Consider the following 24,389-nt stretch of genomic DNA (forward strand, 5'->3'; position numbering starts at 1 on the left):
TGCTCACCATCATGACCTCTATGCCGAAACAATTTCTGAATAGGAAATTATGGAGAGCTTCTTGTCTCCTGATGACCCTGATCTTCTTCGCCCTGTCTGCTTCTCAGTTGCTCGCGCAAGGCTATGGCTCTGTCTCCGGTACAGTGACCGATCCTTCAGGCGCAGCCATCGCCAACGCCAGCGTTACCGCTACTCAGGTCGATACGGGGCATGAGACTACGGTTACGTCCAATCAAAACGGTGCCTTCGTCTTCACTACACTGCCGCCCGCCAGCTATGACTTCAAGGTGACAGCTTCAGGGTTCCAGCTTTATGAGCAGAAAGCCGTTCTTCAGGCCAACCAGTCGCTGACTGTCAATCCAAAGCTCACCGTTGGGGCGGCCACGCAGGTTGTTGACGTCTCCACCGCACCGCCGCAGGTCGACACGACCACCGGCACCATGTCGCAGGTCATCGACCGCGAGCGCGTGGTTGATCTGCCGCTCAATGGCCGAAATGCCGCTTCGCTGATGACTCTGGTCGCCGGTGTAGGAGATGCCACGAATGAAGGCAACGGCGTTAATCAGGGTAACGGTAAGACCTTCCCTGCGGCGGTGGTTGTTACATCGAACGGAACTCTTCCCAATCAGTCCAACTATTTGCTCGATGGCGGTAACAACGTTGATGAGCTTACGAATGTCAATGCACCCTTCCCCATGCCAGATGCCGTGCAAGAGTTCAGCATCCAGACCAGCAACTACGACGCCGAGTTCGGCCAGAGCGCGGGTGCTGTAGTCAATATTGTTACCAAGGCGGGCACCTCCCACTTCCATGGTTCAGCTTTTGAATTCCTCCGCAACGGCTACTTCAACGCCCGCCCCTATTTCGCTAGCGTTGCCGACAATCTCCACCGCCACCAGTTCGGCGGCACCATTGGTGGGCCGGTCATCATTCCGCATCTGTCCAAAGGAAACGCCACCCAATTCTTCTTCGGCTACCAGCACACAATTGCCAACCAGATTTCTACAGCCAGCAGCACTGTCCCGACCCTTGCCGAAGAAGGTCGTACAGCCTCGGGTGGTCTGGCCGCATACGCCGACCTCAGCAATCTCTGCAAAGCCGGCTTCGACACCAGCGGAAACTGCCTTACTGCCAGCCAGCAGGTTCGTAACCCCTTTACCAATGTTGTCTATCCGTATAACCACATTCCGCAGGCGGCCTTCGATCCGGCCTCGGTCAACTACCAGTCACACTTTCCTACCGTTACCTCCGATGCCGGTGCCGGTCTTATCGGCAATCTTGTGAACTACTCCAAGCCTGTCCTTCAGTCCTTTGACGAGTACACCGCACGTGTCGATCACGACCTCGGATCTCGCGATCATATCTTTGGCCGCTACTTCTACGACTGGTATACACAGTCCGGCGTCTTCAACCCCAATAACCTCTTGAGCTACGCCTCGTATTTCAACACTCGTTATCAGAACGCGCTGCTTTCAGAGACACACGCCTTTACCGACCACATCCTGAACTCGCTGGTTCTGAACTATCAACGTGAAGTCGCTCTTCGCGGTGGCCCTCCGGGCAGCACAAAGATTACCGACTATGGCGTAACCAATATTTGGCAGCCCGCCACTGGCCCCTTCCTCCAGGCGACCATTACCGGATATTTCGGCGCAACTTCCTCTGCATTCGCAGCCTGGGGCCGCAACAACTATTCCTTCAACGACGATCTTCACTGGGTCAAGGGCAGCCACAACTTCGCCTTTGGCGGCCACTTCGAGCTCTCCAAGGTCGACGTCACTAACGTCTACACCTCGTATGGAGCATTCGGCTTCAATAGTGTCACGAATAAGATCGGCTCTAACACCTACTCCTATCCAAACGCCTACGGCAACTTTCTGATGGGCTTTATGAGCAGCTTCGGTCAAGGCAACTATGAATTAGTTAACGACCGCAACCACTTCCCCGGCATCTATGCCCAGGACAGTTGGAAGGCTACGCGTCACCTGCAACTTAATTATGGCGTGCGCTGGGAGTCTTTTGCTCCTTGGACTGATCGCCGCAACCTTATGACCGAGATGGTTCCTTCGGCTTATATTGCCAACCAGAAGTCGCAGGTCTACACGAACCTTCCTGCCGGTTTGCTTGTCAGTGGCGACCCCGGCATCCCTCACAATGGTGTCCGTAACAGGTATACCCAGTTCATGCCTCGCGTTGGCTTCGCTTATGACGTCTTCGGTGACGGCAAAACTGCTGTTCGTGGTGGCTTCGGCATCTTCTATCAAGACCGCCTGCCCGCTTTTTTCAACCTCACTCAGGGCAGCTTCGTTCCCAACACGATCTCTCTTGCGCTGACTAACCCCGGCATGTATGGCACTGCGCCAGGCACTAACCCTGGTGGCCCCTTCAGCAACCCTTACTGCACCGGCTGCTCCGCTGGCGCAGTCGCGAATCCCTTCCCCTTCACCTTGCCATTCCCGAAGGATAAGGTCTTCCCCAACGCCTTCCAGGTTGCCGAATACGATCCATCCGGTAACTTCCAGGTTCCTGTTACTAACGACTTCAACCTGGCAGTCGAGCAACAGCTAGCGCAAAACTGGTCGATGCACTTGGCCTATGTCGGTTCCACCTCGCATCACCAGCTTGTGAACCTTGAGCTTAACCCTGCCGTCAATAATGGTATTGGGAGCACCAACCAGCGTCGTGTCTACAACTCGCCGCCGGTTGTCGGTCCATGCATCACCTCTACCGGTTGCGCCACGGCGTATTCGCAGATCGTCGAAACAGCGATGATCGGCAATGCCCACTTCAACTCGTTGCAGGCCACACTTCAGAAGAGCATGACACACGATTTCTCGGTCCTGTTCAACTACACCTTCTCAAAGTCTTACGATGACATGCCCCAGGCCACTCGCGTCTCCAATACGGAAGACGTCAACCCCGGTGAGTCCTACGTCTACCCGCTTTATCCTGCCAACGCAGTCAACATTCCTGTCGCGGCTTATGTTACGGACATCAAGGCGCTTGATCGTGGTCTCTCGGACATCGACCATACTCACGTCATCTCCATGTCTTATGTCTACAACTTTCCCAAGGCGCACTCTGACTTCCGCGCGGTCAACTATGTGGTCAACGGTTGGCGCACTACGGGGCTCCTCCGTTTCCGCTCCGGCGACGTCCTTACTCCCTCTATGGGCAGCGACATCTCACTCACCAACCTTGGTCAGGACCGGCCCAACCGCGATTTCACTAAGGTGGCTTATAACAACGTGGTTGGAGGAGGTCACTGCGGCGCCGGAAAATCCTGCGTCAACTGGTTCAACGACGCTGCTTTCTCCACGCCTGTCAACAGTGGTCCGGGAACTGGCTTCGGCAACATCATCAAGGGCACCTACCGCGGACCTTCTCTCACCGACTGGGACGCCGCTGTTATCCGCTCTTTCCCCATCTATCGCGAAACATCCCTGGACTTCCGTGCTGAGTACTTCAACGTCCTCAATCACACACAACTTGCTAACCCCAACACCAGCTTCAGCAGCTCGAGCTTCGGCACGATCACATCCACCCAGGGAGACCCGCGCATCGCTCAGTTTTCTCTGAAGTACAACTTCTAATCCATCCCGACTTTCTAGAATGCTCCCTCTGGAAAGTCGCCCAACGAGTTTTTCCTCCTGCACACGACTCCGAGTGAATTCACTCGGAGTCGCGGACAGGAGGAAAATTCATTTTGACTTCATGTGCAGGGATAATGCCTTCCGTCGAACCGCTGCTTGACTTCCATGTCTTGGACTAAGGCGTGGTGACGGACACATTATCGAAGGTTGCTGTACATAGCTGGGAGCTATTGCGGCTGCTGACCGCCAGTCCGATATATACGTTGCTCGCCATCGAGATGCTGACCGTGCCCTGCTGCGTCCAGGTCACTCCATCCGGTGAAAGGTAACCGGTGAAGGTGCTACCGTTGCGCACGACGCGGACCCAATAGGGTGCTACGAGGCCCGCAGTTCTGCTCCCGCTCGAACTGCCGCTCGTGGCCGTGCGATAGACCCAGGTGACGCCGTTCGAAGGTGTGAGGTTGACGTTCGCCATTGCCGCACCGGTATCGAGGGTCTCGCGGATCATCACACCTGCCTGCGCTCCACTGTTGGTATTGGTCATGCTGACTACCCGGGCTGTAATTGTGTAGCTTGTGCCTGCGGCTTGATATGCATAGTGGAACTGATCAGCCGTACCGGTAATACTGGTCCCAGAACCATTCACTGTGAACGTGCCATTGCTGTAGCTGGCGCTACCAGCGATGCCCACGCTTCCAATATCTTGATCGGTCCAGCCGGTTGGCAGACCGCCACCCGTGGTTGCATTGACCACCAGAGTCACTGTCGTCGAGTGCGACAGCGTGCCGCTGGTTCCCGAGATCGTCAGTGTGTACGTCCCCGTCGGAGTCGTGGTTGCCGTCGAGACCGTTAACGTCGCGCTTCCGGAACCGGAAACAGATGTTGGACTGAAGCTTGCGGTTGCCCCGGCAGGTAGTCCGCTCACGCTCAGGTTTACCCCGTTGGTGAAGCCGTTCAGCGCGTTGATAGACGCTGTGTAAGTAGTGTTATTGCCTTGCGTCACCGTCTGCGAACCAGGACTCGCCGTGATGTTGAAGTCCGGACCCGGTACTACCAATGTTGCTGTGGCCGAGTGCGACAGGGTGCCGCTTGTGCCTGTAATCGTCAGGGTGTACGTTCCCATCGCAGTCGTGGTTGCCGTCGAGACCGTTAACGTCGCGCTTCCGGAGCCGGAGACCGACGCCGGGCTGATGCTTGCCGTCACGCCGTTGGGCAATCCGCTCACACTCAGGTTCACTGTGGATGCGAAGCCATTCAACGCACTAATCGACGTTGTATAGGTAATGCTATTGCCCGGTGTCACCGTCTGCGAACTCGGACTTGCCGAGATGCTGAAGTCCGGCGCTCCTTGCACGATCAACATCACAGTAGCCGAGTGCGACAAGGTACCGCTGGTGCCCGTGATCGTCAGGGTGTAAGTTCCCGCCGGAGTCGTCGAGGTGGTTGCCACTCTCAGCGCCCAAGTCCTGGGGTTTACGGCCGACGCTGGCACAAAACTCGCCGTCGCCCCGGCAGGCAATCCGCTCACACTCGGGCTCACCGTGTCGGTGAAGCCGTTCAGGGCGGTGACCGTCGCCGTGTAAGTAGTCGTATTGTTCCCTTGCGCCACCGTCTGCGAACTCGGTGTGGCCGAGATGCTGAAATCCGGCAGCGGGTTTCCAACGGTCATCGTGTGAATGACGATTGAGTTGTTGTTGTAATTGTCCTTGCTGATCACATATTGGCCGTTGGCCTTTTGGTAAGCCCGAATGCCGTACATCGAATCGACATCGTTGCCGACTGCCACGTTGGGGTCGGCGCTCGTCATCGTCAGGTCGTTAGAGCCAGTTGTAAGGTTGTACGCGTCAATATCAGGCACAGTGTGGACATACGAGATAAATAGATAATTGCCCGCCGCCGCATGTCCCTTGGGATTCTGGGTGGTCTTTAGATTGATGACAGGATTGGGATTGGTGGTGTTGCCTGCCTTCCAGCCGTGATACACCTCGACCCTGCCACCAAGCGAAGTCCAATCGGTGCCATTGGCCGTCATCAGGATCATCGTGTCGGTGGATGGGATGTACTCGATGCCTGCCAAAGGCGCAATGGTCGATGGCGTCGGCGTGGTTGTCGGTGTTCCGTAGAGGGGCATGCCATTCGCGTCAAAGCCGGTCAACGGATAATGCGTGATGGCGTTGGTCTTGTCTAACCCCACCCAGATGTCTCCATTCGTATCAAGGGCAAATCCATTCCGAACCCGAGCTGTCGTATTGAAGTAATTCGTGTAGCCCGCCGGACTGGTCTGGCCCGGCAGCGTGCCGAATGGGACAGACGAATATTGATTGGTGGGGAAATAGGAGAACAGGAAAATATCCGGGTTCTGCCCGGCGGCCGCGAGGATTCGATGTCCGCCAACACTGGTCATAAGGCCGAAATCGAATCCGCGGCTGTTGTTAGTCACGTCCACACGTGGATCGGTTGGATAGTCGAGTGAATCGACGCTGTTGCCAACGTATCCTGCTCCACCTGAACCCGTGTAAACGTCCTGACCGCTATATAAGTAAGCGCCGTTCGTGCCGGGGTCGAAAGCAGCGTTGCCTTCGAAGTTCAGTCCTTCCAGCGTGTACTGCAGAACGCCGGAACTGTTGTAAGCATGAAGATCGGTCTTCCCATTTCGTCCCAGGTCCCAGGTTCCTCCCCAGGGATTATTTAGAACGTAGAGATTGCCGGTGCTGTCTTTTCCGATACCAACTATGCGCGTGAAGCGTTGGCTCCCGGTTTGTCCCTTCACTCCCGCAGTCGTGTCCAGATATCCGCCTTGCACGCCGAAGGAACTCACCAGAGTCGGCGTGCTCGACAGATTCCCATAGATCTGAATGTTCATGTTCGGCCCCTGATCGCCGACCATCAACTGGTTATTAGCACTGTCGTAGTACAGCGCCGAAGGCCGCGCGCTGGAACCCATGCTGATCGTATTCAGCATGCTCCCTGTCGGCGAGAATTCCTGGATTGTTCCCTCGTTCTTCTGGGCAACCCATATGTTCCCCGATCCGTCGATCGCGATTGCGCCGGGATCTGTGAGACTCCAATCCGATTGCCATACCCCAGCGGTGGTGTAGCACCGCACCAGATTGTCAGGATGATCGCTCGCATAAACGAGTGTGCCGGTATCGGCGATTCCAGTGATCACGTCGGCAAGTCGCTCGGTCTTGTCCGAACTCGCCGACCACGTCAGATCCCGCGTCTTGGTGCTGCGGTTGTATCGGCCTATATAGCCGCTACCGCCCAGAGTAGTGTTGAATTGCAGCGCAGCGAAGAGATCGGTGGTATCGCCGCTGATCGCTCCGCCCTGGGTTTCCCCATGAGCGCCGATGGAGCCTGTCTTCTGGCCGTTCTGATAGATGTTGATACTTCCCTGACTTTCGTCCCACATCGATGATGTATAGATGACACCTTCTGGCGCCACCCACATGGATCGCATAGCATTGCCAACATACGTGGGAGTAGTTGAATACGTGTTGCCCACCCACGTGGTCGTATAGCTCACTTGAGCGTGGCTGATCGTCGCACTTATCAGCAGAACGAAAAGCCAGGGGATCGCAAAGAATGCTAGCCAACCTCGTTTCGAAAGCATAAGGGTCTCCTAAGCCTTCTACCCTTAGTTAATAGGGACAGGAGGCTTCAACATATTGGGTTTATAAATTCCACGAGCCTTGTAGTCCGCAGTACAAAGGCGTGTCAATATGAACGACCCACCCAATCTCTTCGATGTCAGGCGTTTCATTTTTTACGTTTCTATTTCTGGAAGATAGTTTCTTTGACTGAAGCAATTTGCAGCAAAAACGCGGATTCTTATATGCCGCGTTGTTTCTAGATATGCACTATAAGTAGTCACTACAGAGGGTAAGTTCGTTTCATAAAGTAAAACTCTCAGCTTTGGAATGTGCTTGTCACCGAAGACGCGAGCCCAGCAGTGTGTTCTTACAATATGGTTACACCTACAGTATCAGTCATTGTTGCGCGGCCTTCCTTGGCAGATCAACCTCTTTAGGAATGGTATGCGTTTCAGACACACAGAAATATCAGCCAGATGTGTAGCTGTTGAAAACCATGATTATTGAACCAGTTTTTGAAGCGTTGGCCAGTACCTCTCCAGAATCCTGTTTCGATAGGTAGGAGCGTCGCTTTGGTGGCATATGCTTCTGCAGACCGTTGTCTATCGTAGTGGGATCGAAGAAACAGAAGTTCTGATTGGCAAAACGCATACTGTCGGAAAGGTTCAAGGTTCTCAGTAGCAACATCTGAAAATTCTCAGCTATGACGTTTCTGCGATGACAAAGCCCAGCAGGTCAGGCAGCATTTTACGAAAGAAGAGATCACGGGCTTGGCGAAGAAGCTGAAGTTCAAGCTTATCCGTATGGTGACGACAGGTGCCCCCGTTACATTATTCGCGGAATAGTTGGTAGAGGCTCTGCAGGAATCCACACAGCTAACCTATTGCGGTGCTTCTTCAAGCGTTATGTGGGGCAGGCCATATTTTGTAGGTGCATCGTCTTGAACCACCGAGAATGTGTTCCGTTCTTTCTATGCGGACGTCGTCTTCGCCCAGACATCTTTGAAAGAGCGAGAGTTCTGATCGGCAGAATCCCTGACACGTTGTGGCTGCCGTATAAATGGGGCAGTGATTTTCGATCAACAGGAATGTGCCATCCTCTTCTTCGCGCCACTCCGCCATATAGCCTTCATGGCTTCGGATCTCTGTGAGCCGTTGTACGCGGGCTGATAGAGTCTTGGCATCCTTAAGCGCAGTGCGGTACGCAACCTCCATCTCCTCTTCTCTAAAACGAAGGATGGTGTTGAGAGCTCCTTCACCAAGGCTTTCCCGGATTCCCTGAATGAGTTGTACGGTAGTCAGGCTATGAGCATCGGAGAATCTTCCCTCGCCTAATTTTGTTAGCTTCCACCTCTGGCAGGGACGTCCGACTCCCTTTTTCTCGGATTGAAATTTAATCAGGTGGTCTGCTGCCAGTTTTTGAAGCTGCTGACGAACAGCTTCGCCTGTGATCTTTAGCGAAAGAGCCAGGTCAGACGCGGTCTGCGGACCATTGACTTTCAGTTGCAGGAGTAATCGATCCGCTTGTGTTCGACAAGCATGCTCGTTTTCCAAGTCAATACTTGATATACCTGCCATAGCACTATTATACGAAAATTCAACCGAAGCAAGATTTTATTGAATCCTGGCGCGGAGCGATCGCATCTTTACTAGACCATAACTAGTTGTCGAAGTCTCTAATTTCTAAAGGTATTTCCGTTCCTCTGTAACTAAAAAAGAATCGTCTGCCTCAACCTTTAGCATCGAACGCAAAGACCTCTGCGGAGAGGATTTCGCCAATGAATGTAAATAATTTTCCAAGCTTGTTTTTGGCATACTGTAGCCCGCTATTTATACAAGAAATATCTTTGAAATTAGGCTTATTGAGTCGATGAACAATCGCCTCATCCGTGCCCGGAATGCTTTCGCCGACCTATATGGAGACACTGCTTTGCGCAACTTTGAAAGACAATTTGCTCTTATACGTCCCTTGTTGAAAGGTGTATGTGCCCTTGGGCTAACGCTGCTTGTGATCGGTTGTAAGCCGGCGGTGATCGCCGCTTCCAATAATCCGCCGCCAGAGGTTGGTGTTGCCTCCGTCGTATCGCGCGAGGTGCGACTATCGAATGAATTTAATGGCCGTGTTGCGGCTGTTGAATACGTCGATGTCCGTCCGCGGGTCACCGGTTATGTAGATCGTTTTGTCTTTCATGAAGGCGATGCGGTGAAGCGCGGCCAGTTATTATTCGCAATCGATCCGCGTCCATACCGCGATGCTCTTGAAAGCGCCAAGGCAGGGCTCGATCACGCGCGCGCGGTAGCGGACTTTGCCAAGATCCAGGAGCAGCGGGCGCAGACACTGGACTCCGCCAAGGCGATCTCGCGCGAGGAGTACCAGAACCGCAGTTCGGATCTGAGCCAGAGCATTGCAAACGTCCACGCGGCAGAGGCTGCAGTGGCGACGGCGGAGTTGAATCTCGGGTTCACCGAGGTGCGCTCTCCGATCAATGGCCGGGTCGGCCGCGCCCAACTTACCGCCGGCAATCTCGCCCAGGCAGACCAGACCGTGTTGACTACAGTGGTTTCGCAGGACCCTGTCTATGTTTACTTCGATTGCGACGAGCAAAGCTATCTGCACTACAAAAATCGTGCAGGCAAAGGCGAGCGTGTAAATGCGGAAAATCCTGTACGGGTCGCTCTGGCGAATGAAACGGGTTTCCCGCATGCCGGCCGGATAGACTTTCTCGACAATAGGGTCGATCCGTCGACGGGTACTATCCGTGCGCGTGTTGTGATCGCCAATCCAGATCACACCTTTACGCCCGGCCTGTATGCGCGTGTGCAGCTCGAGAACCAGTCCGAGCAGCAGGCAATGCTGATTGACGATAAAGCTGTGATGACCGATCAGGACCGCAAGTATGTCTATGTGCTTGGCCCTGGCGATAAGGCACTGCGCAAAGATGTCACGCTTGGCCCTCTCGTCGATGGACTTCGCCTGGTGCAGTCAGGCCTGGCTTCGAACGACAAGGTGATTGTGAGCAACCTGCAGAAGATCTTCTATTCCGGTGTGCCCGTTACGCCGAAAGATACCGCGATGGATGTCTCTTCGTCTGCATCGCCTGCTGTGTCTCAGATCGCAGCAAACTAAGGAATTTACGAACATGGACTTCTCACGTTTTTTTATTGATCGTCCGATCTTTGCGGTTGTGTTATCGATCATCATCTTTTCGCTTGGCGTGATTGCGATTCCGATTCTTCCCTCTGGCGAATATCCGGAGGTGATACCGCCGAGCGTCGTAGTGCGGGCAAACTACCCGGGCGCTAATCCGAAAGAGATCGCAGAATCGGTGGCGGAACCTCTGGAAGAGGCGATCAATGGCGTTGAAGGCATCATGTATATGAAGTCGGTTAGCGGCTCCGACGGCAGCCTTCAGGTTGTGGTCACCTTCCGCCCTGGCGTTGATCCAGATACGGCCGCCGTGCGTGTTCAGAACCGCGTTGCCGAGGCCCAGTCAAGATTGCCGGAAGCGGTGCGTGATTTCGGCGTCACGACACAGAAGCAATCACCCACGCCGTTGATGTATGTGGACTTCACCTCTCCCGATCATCGCTATAGCTCGCTGTATCTGAGAAATTACGCTGTGCTTCATATCAAGGACGAGCTGTCGCGCCTGCCCGGCATCGGTGACGTGCAGATGATAGGTTCGGGCGACTATGCCATGCGTATCTGGCTCGATCCGAACCGTCTTGCCTCGCGCGGCCTGACGACCACTGATGTGCTCAACGCTATTCGTGAGCAAAATGTTCAGGTCTCTGCCGGTCAACTTGGCGCGCCACCCTCTCCCAAGTCGGCGGACTTTCTCATCTCGATCAATGTGCGTGGACGCCTTCGTAGTGAACAGGAGTTTGGCAATATTGTGCTGAAGAGCGGCGCCGACGGCCAGATCGTGCATCTCTCCGATGTGGCGCGGGTGGAACTCGGCTCCGGCGATTACACCATGACCTTTCACGCCGACACCAACGACAACGCGGTTGCTGTCGGCATCTTTCTGACGCCCGGTGCGAATGCGCTTGGTGTCGCTAAATCGGTCTACGCGAAGCTCGACGAGCTCTCCAAGAGCTTTCCTAAAGGCATGGCTTACAGCCCCATCTGGGACCCCACCGTATTTGTACGCGAATCAATTCGTGCGGTAGAGCACACGCTGATAGAAGCCGTACTGCTGGTTGTCATCGTCGTGATTCTGTTTTTGCAGACTTGGCGTGCTTCAATTATTCCGCTGGTTGCAGTGCCGGTTTCGATTGTCGGCACCTTCGCCTGGTTATATCTATTAGGCTTTTCCATTAACACATTGACGTTGTTCGGGATGGTGCTTGCGATAGGTATCGTCGTGGATGATGCAATCGTTGTAGTAGAAAACGTTGAGCGCAATATAGCGCAAGGGCTGGATGCACGAGCTGCCGCGCACCAGGCGATGAAAGAGGTCTCCGGCCCCATCGTCGCCATTGCATTGGTGTTATGCGCCGTGTTTGTGCCCATGGCGTTTCTCACTGGCGTCACCGGCCAGTTCTACAAACAGTTCGCAGTCACGATTGCGATCTCGACCGTAATCTCCGCAATCAACTCGTTGACGTTGTCTCCTGCGCTGGCGGCAAAACTGCTTAAGGACCATGATGCTCCCAAGGACAAGTTAGCGCGAGGCATCGATAAGGCGTTGGGCTGGTTTTTCAGGCCATTCAACAGATTCTTCCAGCGCAGCTCCGATCGTTACCACGGCACCGTGGGACGCTCGTTGAAGCTGCGCGGGGTGGTGTTCTTTGTTTACGCCGGTCTTCTGGCGGCTACAGTTTTGTTATTCAACAAGGTCCCAACGGGGTTTATCCCAACGCAGGACAAGCTCTATCTCTTTGCTGGGGCCAAGTTGCCCGAGGGATCGTCACTGGCCCGTACCGAAGAGGTTACGCACAAACTGGTCGAGATGGGGGACAAGGTCGAAGGCGTCGAAAAGGTAATGGGCAATGCTGGCTTCAACGCCTTGCAACAAGTCAATACGCCCAACCTTACGGCGACCTACATCATCCTCAAGCCGTTTGACGAACGCAAGCGCAGCGCGAAGGCGATCAACGACGAACTCAGCGCCAAATTCGCCAGCATCAAAGGGGGATATGCCTACGCGCTTATGCCGCCTCCCATTCAGGGTCTTGGCAACGGCTCGGGCTACTCGCTGTATATTGAAGACCGCGCGGGGCTTGGGTATGGCGCTCTACAAAACGCTGTCGTTGCCTTTCAGAGCGCTGTTGCGCAGACCCCTGGCATGACCTTTCCAGTCAGCTCCTATCAGGCCAATACTCCGCAGCTCGAAGTTAAGGTGGATCGAGACAAGGCCAAGGCGCAGGGAGTGGATCTGACGGATCTGTTCAACACTATGCAGACCTACCTCGGCTCTGCCTATGTCAACGACTTCAACATATTTGGTCGCGTCTACCGCGTCATGGTGCAAGCCGACTCCACGTTTCGCCAACGCGAAGAGGACATCGGCAATCTGCGTGTTCGCAATGCGCGCGGTGAGATGGTGCCGGTCGGTTCGCTGGTGACGATTACTCCAACCTACGGCCCTGATCCGGTGATGCGCTATAACGGTTATCCCGCTGCCGATTTGATCGGCGATGCCGACCCGCACGTTCTTTCGTCCGGACAAACGATTGCGAAGCTTCAGGAGATCGCCAACAAAGTTCTCCCACGAGGCATGGTGCTGGAATGGACCGATTTGAGCTACCAACAGGTGACCCAGAGCGGCGCAGCGGCGATTGTGTTCCCGCTCGCGGTGATGCTTGCATTCCTTGTGCTTGCTGCGCTGTATGAGAGCTGGACCATGCCGCTCGCGGTCATTCTGATTGTGCCGGTATGCATGTGTGCGGCTCTGCTGGGCGTATGGTTGACGGGCGGCGACAACAACGTATTCGTGCAGGTAGGTCTGGTTGTACTGATGGGCCTGGCGTGCAAAAACGCCATCTTGATCGTAGAGTTTGCACGCGAACTCGAAATTCAGGGAATGGGTACTGTGCAAGCTGCGCTCGAAGCCTGCCGTCTACGTCTGCGCCCCATCGTGATGACGTCGATTGCGTTTATCGCCGGCTCGGTGCCTCTATTGCTCGGACATGGCGCTGGAAGCGAAGTACGTGCAGCCACCGGAATCACCGTGTTTTCCGGCATGCTCGGCGTAACGTTGTTCGGTCTGTTTCTTACCCCGGTTTTTTACGTTGCCTTGCGCAAACTCTCAGGAAAAAATCTGGCTGCAGAAGGCAGCTACAGCTCCATGGAAGACGACAGAGATGTATTGGAAGCCACGAATGTATAACTCGATTAAAATCCTTCCCGTAGTTCTCGCCCTGTCTTTGACGGGCTGCTCTGTGGGGCCGCACTATAAGCGGCCAGACGTCACCTTGCCTCAACAATTTACCGCTCCTTCTGCTGACGAAAGCCATAGTCAAACGCCTGTCGCCGATGCAGGGGACGCCGAGTTCTGGCATGGTTTTCAGGACGCACAACTCAGCGCGCTGGTAGATCAGGCCCTCAAGGCGAACAACGATCTACAAGCCGCTCTCGCCCACTATGACAGCTCCAACGCGCTGTTGCGCGCAGCCAAATTCGACCGTTACCCAACTGTCACCATGAATGCACAAGGCGGCCGTCAACAGGTCGGTGAAAGCCAGGCGTACGGCTATTCTCCTGTCAGCCGCTTCTTTAGCGCTGGCATGGATGCTAGTTGGGAGCTCGATTTTTGGGGCCGTGTACGCCATAACATTGAAGCGCAACGAGAGCTGGCTGCGGCAAGCGCGAACGATCTTGCGGCGTTGCAGGTAACGATCGTCGGAGATGTCGCCAGTACTTATATGGATCTGCGCGGCCAGCAGGAACGTCTACGCATCGCACGCGAAAATGCCGATAACGAGCGCGAGACCGTGCAACTGATAGAAGCGCGCCTCGCGGCTGGCCGTGACACTGATTTCGATGTGGCACGTGCGCGTGCCCAGCTGGAATCGACGCTCGCGCTTATACCCACTCTTTTAACATCCATCGCCGTCGACGAGCATCGTCTGGCGGTGTTGTGCGGACACACGCCAGATGCTTTGGTTGCGGAACTCGATACCGCGAAGCCATTACCAGCGTTGCCACCCAGTATCGATCCCGGCGCGCCTACCGATCTTGTGCGTCGCCGTCCTGATATCGCAGCCGCAGAACAGCGGTTGCACGCTGCGACAGAGCAGATTGGTATTGCCACAGCCGATTTATTTCCTCGCCTGAGCTTCTCCGGCATGTTCGGAGGCTATGGTTCTCGCTCGGGCACTCCCTTCGACAGCATTAGTCCAACCAGTCTGGTTGCGCTTGGTATCGACTGGTCCTTTCTTGACGTGGGCCGTGTACGCGCGCGGCTGGATGCAACCCGTGCCGATTCCTCCGCTCAGCTCGCACAGTATCAGCAAACCGTGCTGCTGGCGTTGGAGGATGTTGAAAACTCTTTGGTACGGTATGCGCGTTCGCAGGACCGAACCATCCAACTGGAACACGCGACGCAAGACAGCCAACAGGCCACGAAACTTGCGCGTGTGCGTTATACAGATGGTGCCACGGGATTATTGGACCTACTCGACGCGCAGCGAGTGCAACTTCAGGCCGAAGAATCACTCGCCGAAAGTCGCTCTAACAGCGGGATAGCGGCTGTTTCCTTATACAGGGCGCTTGCTGGCGGCTGGCCACAACGACTGCCGTCGAACATGGCGCCGCACACAAAGGCTCAAAAACATTGATATTGCCAAAACGCGACGCTATTTCCTGGTGCATATCATGACCAAGCGATTCACAATCTCTTGAGTACGGGAGTGCCGAGACCGCAAAACATCCGGTTCGTTCGTTTCGTTGTTCTTGTCTCCGAGGTTTTCGGAGATGTGAATATATTTTCCGCTGCTAGTTGCAGGCACGAAAGCTCGCAGACCACGCTCCTCCTTGAGAGGTTCGGCGCCTGCGCCTAGGCGACAAAATCGACATCTGCCTGACAATGTCGGCAGAAGACCAACCTGTATCTTGACCGAAAATGAAGACATGGGCGGCAACAAAGTCGTCAACGACAAGATGCTCGGTCAATCCTTCATCCTGATTCAGAATGGCTAGGCAGCTTGAGTCAGGATACTGTGAATTGAACCTACTTGCCAGAATTGGTATATGCGCCAGCTCATGCCCATAGGGTGAGACTGAGTCTCAACGATATCGGTTTTGGCAGTAAGACCGCCTACCTAATTATTGATTCCGCGAGCGATTCTCCGCATGGTCGGGGTGCAGAGAAGACACCTCGATAAGCCGGGCAATCGTCGGCCAACGTGACTCTCTATCGGCATCAATACAATCAAAGGATCAATAATTTGGCAAGAATTTGGCGAGTAAGTGCCGGTTTATCCAATTAAAAGCAGGAGAAACGACTAACTGGCGGAGAGTGGGGGATTCGAACCCCCGATAGAGCTTTTGACCCTATAACGGTTTAGCAAACCGCCGCCTTCAGCCACTCGGCCAACTCTCCGACTTTTGTTGCGATTGTGTTATCGGCTTTAGCGATTATAACTTGCCGATGGAGATGTATGTCACTCGTGCGATAAATTTGTGCGCGGTTGGGGAATGAGAGCGACTTTTAGGTCGAGGCGGTTTCGACTGGAACTGGGATGCGACGTCCCATCTTTGTCAAGGCTGTATCGTTTTACAGATGGTAAAAATTAATTTTTACAAATAAAATTAGTGATTTGCATTTCATCTATATCTTCACGTATAAATCTCACTGTTTTGCCATCGCAGTTACGGACAGAATTCACATTGGAGTCATTTTCTTATGAAGCTCTTACGGATACGCATTGCCTGCGTTGCTCTTGCATCCTCTCTCTTGCTTCTTCCGGGCGCTGCATCGGCGCAGCAGAACGGCCTGGCCATGCGTCCTCCGATGGGATGGAACAGTTGGAATCACTTTCATCGCAAGATCGATGACGCAACCATTCGCGCACAGGCGGAGGCCATGGTCTCAAGCGGCATGCGCGATGCGGGTTATACCTACATCAATATTGACGATACCTGGCAGGGCACGCGCGACGCGCAGGGCATCATTCATCCAAATAGCAGATTTCCCGATATGAAGGCGCTGGCTGATTTCGTTCACAGCAAGGGATTGAAGCTCGGCATTTACTCTTCGCCAGGAACATTGACCTGTGCGAAATTCGAGGGAAGCTATGGGCATGAACTGCAGGACGCGCAGACCTACGCCGCGTGGGGCATCGATTATCTGAAGTACGATCTGTGCGGTCTGCGCGATCAGATAAAAGCCGCTCCCACCCCTGAGGCCGGCAACAAAATTATGGTGGACGCTTATATAAAGATGCGCGATGCACTGCGCAGTACTGGGCGACCCATTGTGTATAGCCTCTGCCAATATGGCAACGATGCGGTTTGGCGATGGGGTACGACCGTTGGCGGTAACCTCTGGCGTACAACTGGAGACATTAACGACCACTACTCTCGCATGGCGGAGATCGGTTTCAGCCAGGCAGGTCTGTCGCGCTTCGCAGGGCCAGGACACTGGAATGATCCAGACATGCTCGAGGTCGGCAACGGGGGTATGACCGCGGATGAGTATCGTACGCACATGGCGCTGTGGGCCATTCTTACGGCGCCGCTGTTGGCCGGCAACGATCTGACCACAATGACGCCTGAGACTATCGCGATTCTAACTAACCGAGATGTGATCGCTGTCGATCAGGATGCGGCAGGGAAGCAGGGAGATCGTGTCAGCGCTGAAGGTCCGATAGAGATTTGGGCTAAGCCGTTGGAGGATGGCTCAAAGGCCGTCGGTGTCTTCAACCGCGCTCCCAGTCCATTGACTACACAGGTAGACTTCAGCAAGTTGGGATTCGGTCACGCAGTTAAGGCAAAGGATCTTTGGCAGGCAAAGGATCTTGGGACTATTCGCGAGCCTTACACCGTAACGGTGCCGGGACACGGCGTTTTCTTCTTGCGTGTATCGAAGTAAACCAATACGGTCGTCAGGATTTTGTTTCCGGAGATATTTCGGATATTCTTGACGGCCGTATTTTTTACAAATAAAAAGTAGCAACTGTGCACTAATGTGCGGTCTGCATTCTTTTTAAATACCTCATATTGCGTCTCAGGTTATCCTTTATACCCCATTCCTGCCAGTACGCCACGCATATAAGCGAAGCTCTTGATGACGCCAGGCATTGGATCCGACGGGAAAATCTCATACTCCAGATCGACTTGACCTGGATAGCGCATTTCAATCAGTGCCTTGAATATCTGCGGGACTGGCATCAATCCGTCGCCTACTGCGACCTGGCTCTCCTTCACGTTGCTCTTGGCGAGGTCCTTCATGTGGATATCGAACAGGCGCGATCCGACCTTGCGGATTGCCTCGACGACATCGGTGCCAGTACGCATAGTGTGACCTACGTCGATACAGCAACCCAGACGCGGGTCCATATTTTTCACAGCATCGAGCACTGTCAGTGGCGAAGGCCACTGTTTGTCCTCTGGGCCATGATTATGGATTCCCACACGAATGTTGTACTCTTTCACGAATTTTTCCACGCGTGGCAGCGTCTCGTGTGTTGGCGCACCAACAATGAGAGATACGCCGGCAGCTTTGCAATACTCAAATTTTGCGCGGATATCATCGTCATCATCTTTGGGGAAATAAATTGTTCCAAGTGCAGTCAAAGTCATTCCGGCTGCTCTGTACTCGGCTGCTTTGGCGGCTACTTGGTCTAAAGGAGTCATGGGGAGATGTGTGTCTTTTAGGTTCAAATAAGGCGTCTTGAGCTGCTTCATGAAATCGATCAAGTGAGCTTGATCGAAATTTCTGAAGGTATAGCTGGCGATCCCCAACCGTATTGGGGAAGAGGAGGTATCTGGCTTGTTCTCTTCGGCAAAAGCGAAGCCAGGGTTGGAAAGAAAGGCCGAGGCGCTCAGCATCGTGCCTGCACGCAACAGGTTACGTCGGGACATTGAAAGGCTCATGCTGGGCATCCTACCCCCGCTGATGTAGGCTCGTCCAGCGCGATTTCAATAGAAGCCAGATCGCTCAATATTTTCCAACTATTTTTTGTTGCTATTTTCTAATCGTCCTGATAACGTTTCGTTCGTTCTTCGAACAATAAATTGCTTGACCCTGAATTTATGTACTACTCCTGGAGGTTCACGTGATTCGCAATAAAATACTTGTCTTTGTTGCCATCGTTCTTGCGTTGTGTTCCACACCTTTCATGTTTGGGCAGGCCGTTAACGCTACCCTGCTGGGCACCATCACCGATAGCACCGGCGCATCGGTTGCCGATGCAAACGTTACTGCTACCGAAGCCAAGACGAGCGTCGCGCATCAGTCCGTTTCGAATGCAAGCGGCAATTACACCTTTCCTGATCTACCTCCCGGCACCTACAGCGTTACGGTCGAGGCCAAGGGGTTCAAGAAGGATACCCATCAAAACATCTCCCTACTGGTCAATACATCGACGCGTGTCGATGTAAGTCTTGAACTAGGAAGTGTCTCCGAGACGGTGCTTGTCACCACGGCTCCGCCAGTGCTCCAGACGGACCGCGCCGACATCAGCACCAAGATCGAAGCGCATCAGGTAGAAAATCTGCCGCTAGGTACGAACCGCAACTTTCAGTCTCTGCTCAACCTTGTCCCCGGAACATCGCCGGCAACCTTTCAGCACTCACAGTTCTTCAATGCGCAGAGTTCGCTGCAAACCGAGGCCAATGGAAATGCGCGAATGGGAAATCTCTACCAGATTGAAGGCATCGATGACGACGAGCGAACCGGTCTACTCCAGATAATCATTCCACCGGCAGAAGCAATTCAGTCCGTCGATATCTCCACGAACAACTACGAAGCAGAGCTTGGACGTGCCACTGGCGCTGTAACCAATGTCATCCTGAAGTCGGGTAGCAACGCCTTCCACGGTTCGGTCTTTGAGTTCATTCAGAATAACGATGTGAATGCGCGCTCCTACTTCGGTGGGCCGCTCGGCCATCTCTCGTACAACTACTTCGGCGGTAGCATTGGCGGTCCTATCTTGAAGGACAAGCTGTTCTTCTTTGGGGATTATCTCCGCACCACCGACCACGAAAAAATTTCGAATACCTTCACGATTCCTCCTCCTACGTTCTATACGCCGAACGCATCTGGATTTATCGATCTAAGCGCTCCTCTGAAAGCAGACGGAACCGGGCAGGTCTACGATCCCACCACCGGCGACGGATCCGTGGGAAACCCACGAACACCTTTTGCGAATAACCAGATTCCCATCGGAAAGGTGAACCCTGTCTCCCTTGCGATCCTCCAGGCAATGGGCAAGGTGGCGCAACCAAACCAGAACCAATCTAATCTCGCATCGCCGACCAATAACTTTGTTACGAACCTGCCTTTCACCAAGACAACGGACAGCTTTGATACCAAGGTGGATTATGCCCTGACCGGCCGAGACCACTTCAGTGGGCGATATAGCTATCAGCGCGTCCTCACCTTCCAGGCTCCTGCCTTCGGGTCGTTTTTAGGTGGTCCTGCTGGTGGAGGCTTTGAAGGTACTGGCACTCAGAATTCATACAGCACTGGCGTGAACTACGATCATGTCTTCTCGCCTACTCTCTTTACGGAGTTCCGATTCGGAGTTGCGCATCTTCATAACACTTCGCAACCGAGCGACTATGGAACCAATGATGCGACAACGATCGGTATCCCCGGTGTGAATATTAGTGGTCAGCCGTTTACGTCAGGACAGGCGGCTGTAACCATCGGCAACTTCACTGGCCCGACGATGGGCTACTCAGCGTCGATGCCATGGGTCCGGGCCGAAGCTAATATCGACCTCGTCAACAACTGGACCAAAGTTATCCGTAATCACACGCTAAAGATGGGAGCTGATCTTCGCCGTGTACGCGACGATCTTCTACAGGATCAGACCTTCAGCCCGCGCGGAGCATTTACCTTTGCAGAGCCCCAGACATCTGAGGCTGGTGCCAAGACTAACGTCGCGAATGATATCGCCAGTTTTCTTCTCGATGTGCCAAGCCAGACTGGCCGCGATCTGAATACCTTCTTCCCGGCTTATCGGCAGTGGTGGTTCTTTGCCTTTGCCAGCGATAAGTGGCAGGCAACCTCCAAGCTGACGCTCGATCTTGGTGTTCGTTGGGAGTTCTATCCACCGGCCACGCCGAAGATTGCAGGCGGCTTCTCCAACTACGATCCGACAACCAATAACCTTGTGCTTGCAGGGCTTGGTGGTAATCCATCGAACCTGGGAATGCAAACGCGCTATCGTTACTTCGCCCCGCGCGTCGGCTTCTCTTATCGCGCTACCGACAATACGGTTATCCGTGGAGGCTTTGGTATCAGTTATGCTCCCTTCCCAGATAACACGTATGCGTATAACTATCCAATTCGCGCCAACAACAGCTACCAACCTGGTGGAACCTCGGCTTTCAATCCGGCGGTCTTGAGCGATGGAGTCACTGTTGCGACGTTCCAGGCAGGATTTCCAGCACCGGTGCCTGTCGCCATTCCTAGCAATGGAATTATCTCTGCAAGTACTCCAGCGCTTACCAGCCAGGTTTACACGGTTATCCCCAAGAACTTCAAAAATCCCTATGTCGAATCGTGGAATGTAGCTGTGCAGCAGGCGTTTGCCGGTAACCTCTCCATGCAACTCGCCTATGTTGCAAACCACGGAGTAGATATTGCGGGTAGCCAGAACATCAATCTGCCCAACTTCTATGGTGGTGGCAATAATTCCGTTCCTGAGTATGCTGCTTTCAAACGAACTGCCGCCACTAACCTATACTTCCAAGGTTTCTCCTCAAATTACCAGTCCTTGCAGGCTCAACTAAATAAGCGCACCTCATATGGGCTGTCGTTTACAACAGCCTTCACCTGGGGCAAGGGATTAGGCTATGTCAGCGGCGATGACGGCGGCCTCATGTTCTTTATCAATCAACGTAGAAACTATGCTCCCAATGACTTCGACCGGCTCTTGAATTATGAACAAAGCTTTACCTACGAGCTGCCCTTTGGCCGTGGTCATAACCATCTCAATACAGGAGTTGCTGCTGTAGCTCTTGGTGGCTGGAAGGTTGCCGGCATTATCTCTGCTGTGTCCGGCACACCGTTCTCTGTTTATGCAAACGGAGGCTCGCTGAATACGCCAGGCACGGCGCAGACGGCAAGCCTTGTCGGTCCCTACAAGGTGACCCATGGTATTGGGGCGAATAAGTACTGGCTCGATCCCACTGCCTTTGGCCAGCCCAGCGGATGCCCTGCGGCGATACCTCCAAGCAAGGTTCCGCCACCGTGCACCTTGCAGAATGTAGGACTCGGCACAACCGGACGAAACCAATTCCGCGGGCCCGGCTACATTCAGGACAACATCTCGTTGTTCAAGAGCTTCAACGTCTTCCGTGAGGCAGCACTGGAGATGCGCATCGAGGCATTTCAGTTGAGCAACACGCCTCAGTTCAATAACCCCAACAGCGGCAGCGGAAACATCTTTACATCAGGAAACTTTGGCCGCGTTACCAGCACGCTTGGTAGCGGTCAGGGTAGTGTCAACGGAATTGGAGGCGGCCGCACGCTGCAGGCGTCGGCAAGAATCTCGTTCTAGAATTGTCAGTACATTGAGATTCGTCCAAAGGCCGGGCGCTCAGGGTGCCCGGCCTCTCCAGCTTGAGCAAACTAATTAATTCGAACTAAGTCAGAAGAGTAGAAGGGGACTAATAATGGAAGGTTTTTCACGACGTAATTTTCTCGCCGGAGCAGGTGCTGCCGCTGCGGCCTGTTCTGTACGGCCACTCTTTGCTCTGGTGCCAAAGTCACCATTTAAGATTGGCGTCATCAGCGACGAGATTTCACCGGACTTCGATCACGCCTGCTCCGTCATCTCCAAAGACTTCGGTTTGCAATGGGTTGAGCTTCGCAGCATGTGGGGCAAGAGCCTGCACGAGCTCTCCGATTCCCAGCTCTCCGATGCCGAGAAGATTCTTGCCAAATACAGCCTGCGCGTCACCGATATGGGCAGTCCGCTCTTCAAGGTCGATTGGCCCGACGCTCCGAAGTCCTCATTTAGTCCAAAGCATGACTTTGGCGCGAACGACAGCTTCAAGCAGCAGGGCGAGCTGCTCGACAAATACATGGCGCTCGCAAAGCGCTTCAAGACCGACAAGATTCGTTGTTTTGACTTCTGGAGGCTCGATGATGTGAAGCCTCATCGTGCCGCGATCGACGATCAGTTGAAGAAGGCGGCAGAGACTTGCGGTAAGAACGGTCTGCTGCTCGTCATCGAAAACGAGTTCGAATGCAACACAGCAACCGCACCTGAGGCGGCGCGGATTCTCGCTGCGATTCCGTCACGGCACTTCGGGTTGAACTGGGACCCTGCCAACGCGGTGATGCGCGGCGAACTCGATGCCTTTCCTGTCGGTTGGAATCTTTTACCGAAGAACCGCATTCTCCACTGCCACGTCAAAAATGCAGTGAAGGGGCCGGACGGGAAGATTGCTTGGTCTCCGGTGGACAAGGGCTTCATCGACTGGACGGCGCAGTTCCGCGATCTCAAAAACATCGGTTACCACGGGGCCGTCAGCTTGGAGACGCATTGGCATGGCGCCGCAACGCACGAAGAGTCCACTCGCATCAGTTGGGCGGGCATGAAGGCGGCTCTCCAGAACTCAGGAACCCTCTGACAAGAGCCTGGACCTTGTTCTGAAGCCACATTTTTGCGATTTTGCAGTTGAAAATGGGGTTCGGGCTCTCTCAGCCGAATCCCATTTCGTATATCCGGCCTCACGGTACGCTCGGAGTACCGGTGCGCAATTCGCGATTGCTGAATGGAGAAATGCTTAATTCCGATGGTATAAAGGCTACACACAAAATTCGTTGATGAATCTATGTGAATGAACAGAGTGCCGGCCCAGAAAGGATGGCCGCATCTGGGCGGAAATAAATCTAACTATGCAGCACTTTATCTTTGCCGGCAAACAAACCGCCTCCAACAAGACACCTCGTCAGATTAACCGGAAACTGCTGTTCAACTTCATTCGCACGCGCCCCTCGGTCTCTCGTGCCGATCTCGCTCGGCTCTCCGGACTTCAGCGCAGCACTGTTTCCCTTATAGTCGAAGAACTGATCGCCGACCGCTGGATATTGGAGGGCGCTACTGGTCGTCTTCCTCGTGGTCGTCGCCCCACGCTCATCAAGCTTAACGACCAGCGCGCTGTCATCGCGCTCGACATTCACCCGGCACAAACTACTGTCGCCGTCGCCGATCTTGGCGGAAAGATCATCGCGCAGAACGTCATCGTTCTTCCCTCCGATGCAGGCAAAGCGCTCACTGCTATCGTCTCCGGCATCCGCAAACTCATCACCGCGCACAAGGACAAATCCTTCGACGGCATCGGTATTAGTTTGCCTGGCCGTACCGATCTGCACCTGCAAAAACTTATCTTCGCGCCCAATCTCAAGTGGCCGGTTCTCAGTATCAAGTCCCGTATTCAGCGAGCCACTGGCCTGCGGGTTGAGATGGACAACGTAGCGAATGCATGCGCCCTCTCCGAGGTCTGGTTTGGCGACAGCGATGGTATGCACGATCTGGTCGTCGTCAATGTGTCGGAGGGAATCGGCACCGGTATCTTCGCCAACGGCCAGCTTCTTCGCGGTGACAACGGCATGGCTGGCGAGTTCGGCCACGTCCAGATCGATCCTGACGGCCCGCTCTGCGCCTGCGGCAATCATGGCTGCTGGGAGATGCTGGCCTCCAATCGAGCCGCGCTGCGCTACTACAACGACCTCTCACCTTCGTCCGTGGCCGACAGCTTCGATCATGTTCTCAAGCTGGCGCAGAGCGGAAATAAAAAGGCGGTCAGCGCGCTCGAAAAGACGGCTCTCCAGCTAGGTCGCGGCATCCGTATGATCGCCTCTGCTCTCGCCCCCCGGGAGATTGTGGTCGTCGGCGACATTACCGGCGTCTGGCATACCTTTGGCCCCATCGTCGAAGCAGAGCTCAGAAAGCATTCCCTGTCGAAGTCGCCTGTTCTGCGCCCAGCCTATGATGGCAACGCCGCCCGGCTCCGTAGCGCCGTTGCTCTGGTCTTGAGCGAAGGCATGGTTTAGAGACGGAAAGATCATTTT

General features: G+C 54.2%; 11 protein-coding genes and 1 tRNA gene. 8 read left to right on the plus strand and 4 right to left on the minus strand.

From position 1 onward, the window contains the following. The first annotated feature begins 71 nt into the window (after positions 1 to 71). On the plus strand, positions 72 to 3,593 hold the full coding sequence (locus tag IEW09_RS04620; protein ID WP_188552935.1) for a TonB-dependent receptor: 3,522 nt from the start codon (positions 72 to 74) through the stop codon (positions 3,591 to 3,593). A 175-nt stretch (positions 3,594 to 3,768) separates the two neighbouring features. Here IEW09_RS04620 and IEW09_RS04625 read toward each other — a convergent pair whose 3' ends face one another. Further along, on the minus strand, positions 3,769 to 7,206 hold the full coding sequence (locus IEW09_RS04625) for a hypothetical protein (protein WP_188552936.1): 3,438 nt from the start codon (positions 7,204 to 7,206) through the stop codon (positions 3,769 to 3,771). Positions 7,207 to 8,082: 876 nt separating this feature from the next. Continuing rightward, on the minus strand, positions 8,083 to 8,763 hold the full coding sequence (locus IEW09_RS04630) for a helix-turn-helix transcriptional regulator (RefSeq protein WP_188552937.1): 681 nt from the start codon (positions 8,761 to 8,763) through the stop codon (positions 8,083 to 8,085). A 394-nt stretch (positions 8,764 to 9,157) separates the two neighbouring features. On the opposite strand from IEW09_RS04630, the gene IEW09_RS04635 reads away from it, so the two are divergent. From IEW09_RS04635 to IEW09_RS04645, 3 genes are read left to right on the plus strand one after another with little or no spacing between them, the layout of a single operon-like run. After that, positions 9,158 to 10,312, plus strand: a complete 1,155-nt coding sequence (locus IEW09_RS04635; RefSeq protein ID WP_229739079.1) for an efflux RND transporter periplasmic adaptor subunit — start codon at positions 9,158 to 9,160, stop codon at positions 10,310 to 10,312. Positions 10,313 to 10,325: 13 nt separating this feature from the next. Continuing rightward, on the plus strand, positions 10,326 to 13,520 hold the full coding sequence (locus tag IEW09_RS04640) for an efflux RND transporter permease subunit (RefSeq protein WP_188552939.1): 3,195 nt from the start codon (positions 10,326 to 10,328) through the stop codon (positions 13,518 to 13,520). Next, positions 13,513 to 14,970: an efflux transporter outer membrane subunit gene (locus tag IEW09_RS04645; protein ID WP_188552940.1), complete on the plus strand. Its 1,458-nt coding sequence runs from the start codon at positions 13,513 to 13,515 to the stop codon at positions 14,968 to 14,970. The genes IEW09_RS04640 and IEW09_RS04645 overlap by 8 nt, the downstream gene beginning before the upstream one ends. Positions 14,971 to 15,641: 671 nt before the next feature. Here the strand turns inward: IEW09_RS04645 and IEW09_RS04650 are convergent. After that, positions 15,642 to 15,734, minus strand: a tRNA-Ser gene (locus IEW09_RS04650). Between the two features lie 303 nt (positions 15,735 to 16,037). On the opposite strand from IEW09_RS04650, the gene IEW09_RS04655 reads away from it, so the two are divergent. Beyond that, positions 16,038 to 17,225 (plus strand): glycoside hydrolase family 27 protein, encoded by a 1,188-nt coding sequence (locus tag IEW09_RS04655; RefSeq protein WP_188552941.1) that lies wholly within the window; start codon positions 16,038 to 16,040, stop codon positions 17,223 to 17,225. Between the two features lie 140 nt (positions 17,226 to 17,365). On the opposite strand, the gene IEW09_RS04660 is transcribed toward IEW09_RS04655, so the two are convergent. Continuing rightward, positions 17,366 to 18,229 (minus strand): sugar phosphate isomerase/epimerase family protein, encoded by an 864-nt coding sequence (locus IEW09_RS04660; RefSeq protein ID WP_188552942.1) that lies wholly within the window; start codon positions 18,227 to 18,229, stop codon positions 17,366 to 17,368. A 182-nt stretch (positions 18,230 to 18,411) separates the two neighbouring features. Here IEW09_RS04660 and IEW09_RS04665 point away from each other — a divergent pair, with 182 nt between their 5' ends. The 3 genes from IEW09_RS04665 (at position 18,412) to IEW09_RS04675 (ending at position 24,371) form a co-directional block, all read left to right on the plus strand. Further along, positions 18,412 to 21,867 (plus strand): TonB-dependent receptor, encoded by a 3,456-nt coding sequence (locus IEW09_RS04665; RefSeq protein ID WP_229739080.1) that lies wholly within the window; start codon positions 18,412 to 18,414, stop codon positions 21,865 to 21,867. Between the two features lie 115 nt (positions 21,868 to 21,982). Beyond that, a complete protein-coding gene (locus IEW09_RS04670; RefSeq protein WP_188552943.1) occupies positions 21,983 to 22,945 on the plus strand; it encodes a sugar phosphate isomerase/epimerase family protein in 963 nt (320 codons plus the stop codon). A 268-nt stretch (positions 22,946 to 23,213) separates the two neighbouring features. Next, entirely contained in the window at positions 23,214 to 24,371 is a 1,158-nt protein-coding gene (locus tag IEW09_RS04675; RefSeq protein WP_188552944.1) for an ROK family transcriptional regulator, read from the plus strand. Positions 24,372 to 24,389 lie beyond the last annotated feature (18 nt).

Source organism: Edaphobacter dinghuensis, assembly GCF_014640335.1.
Lineage (GTDB): Bacteria > Acidobacteriota > Terriglobia > Terriglobales > Acidobacteriaceae > Edaphobacter > Edaphobacter dinghuensis.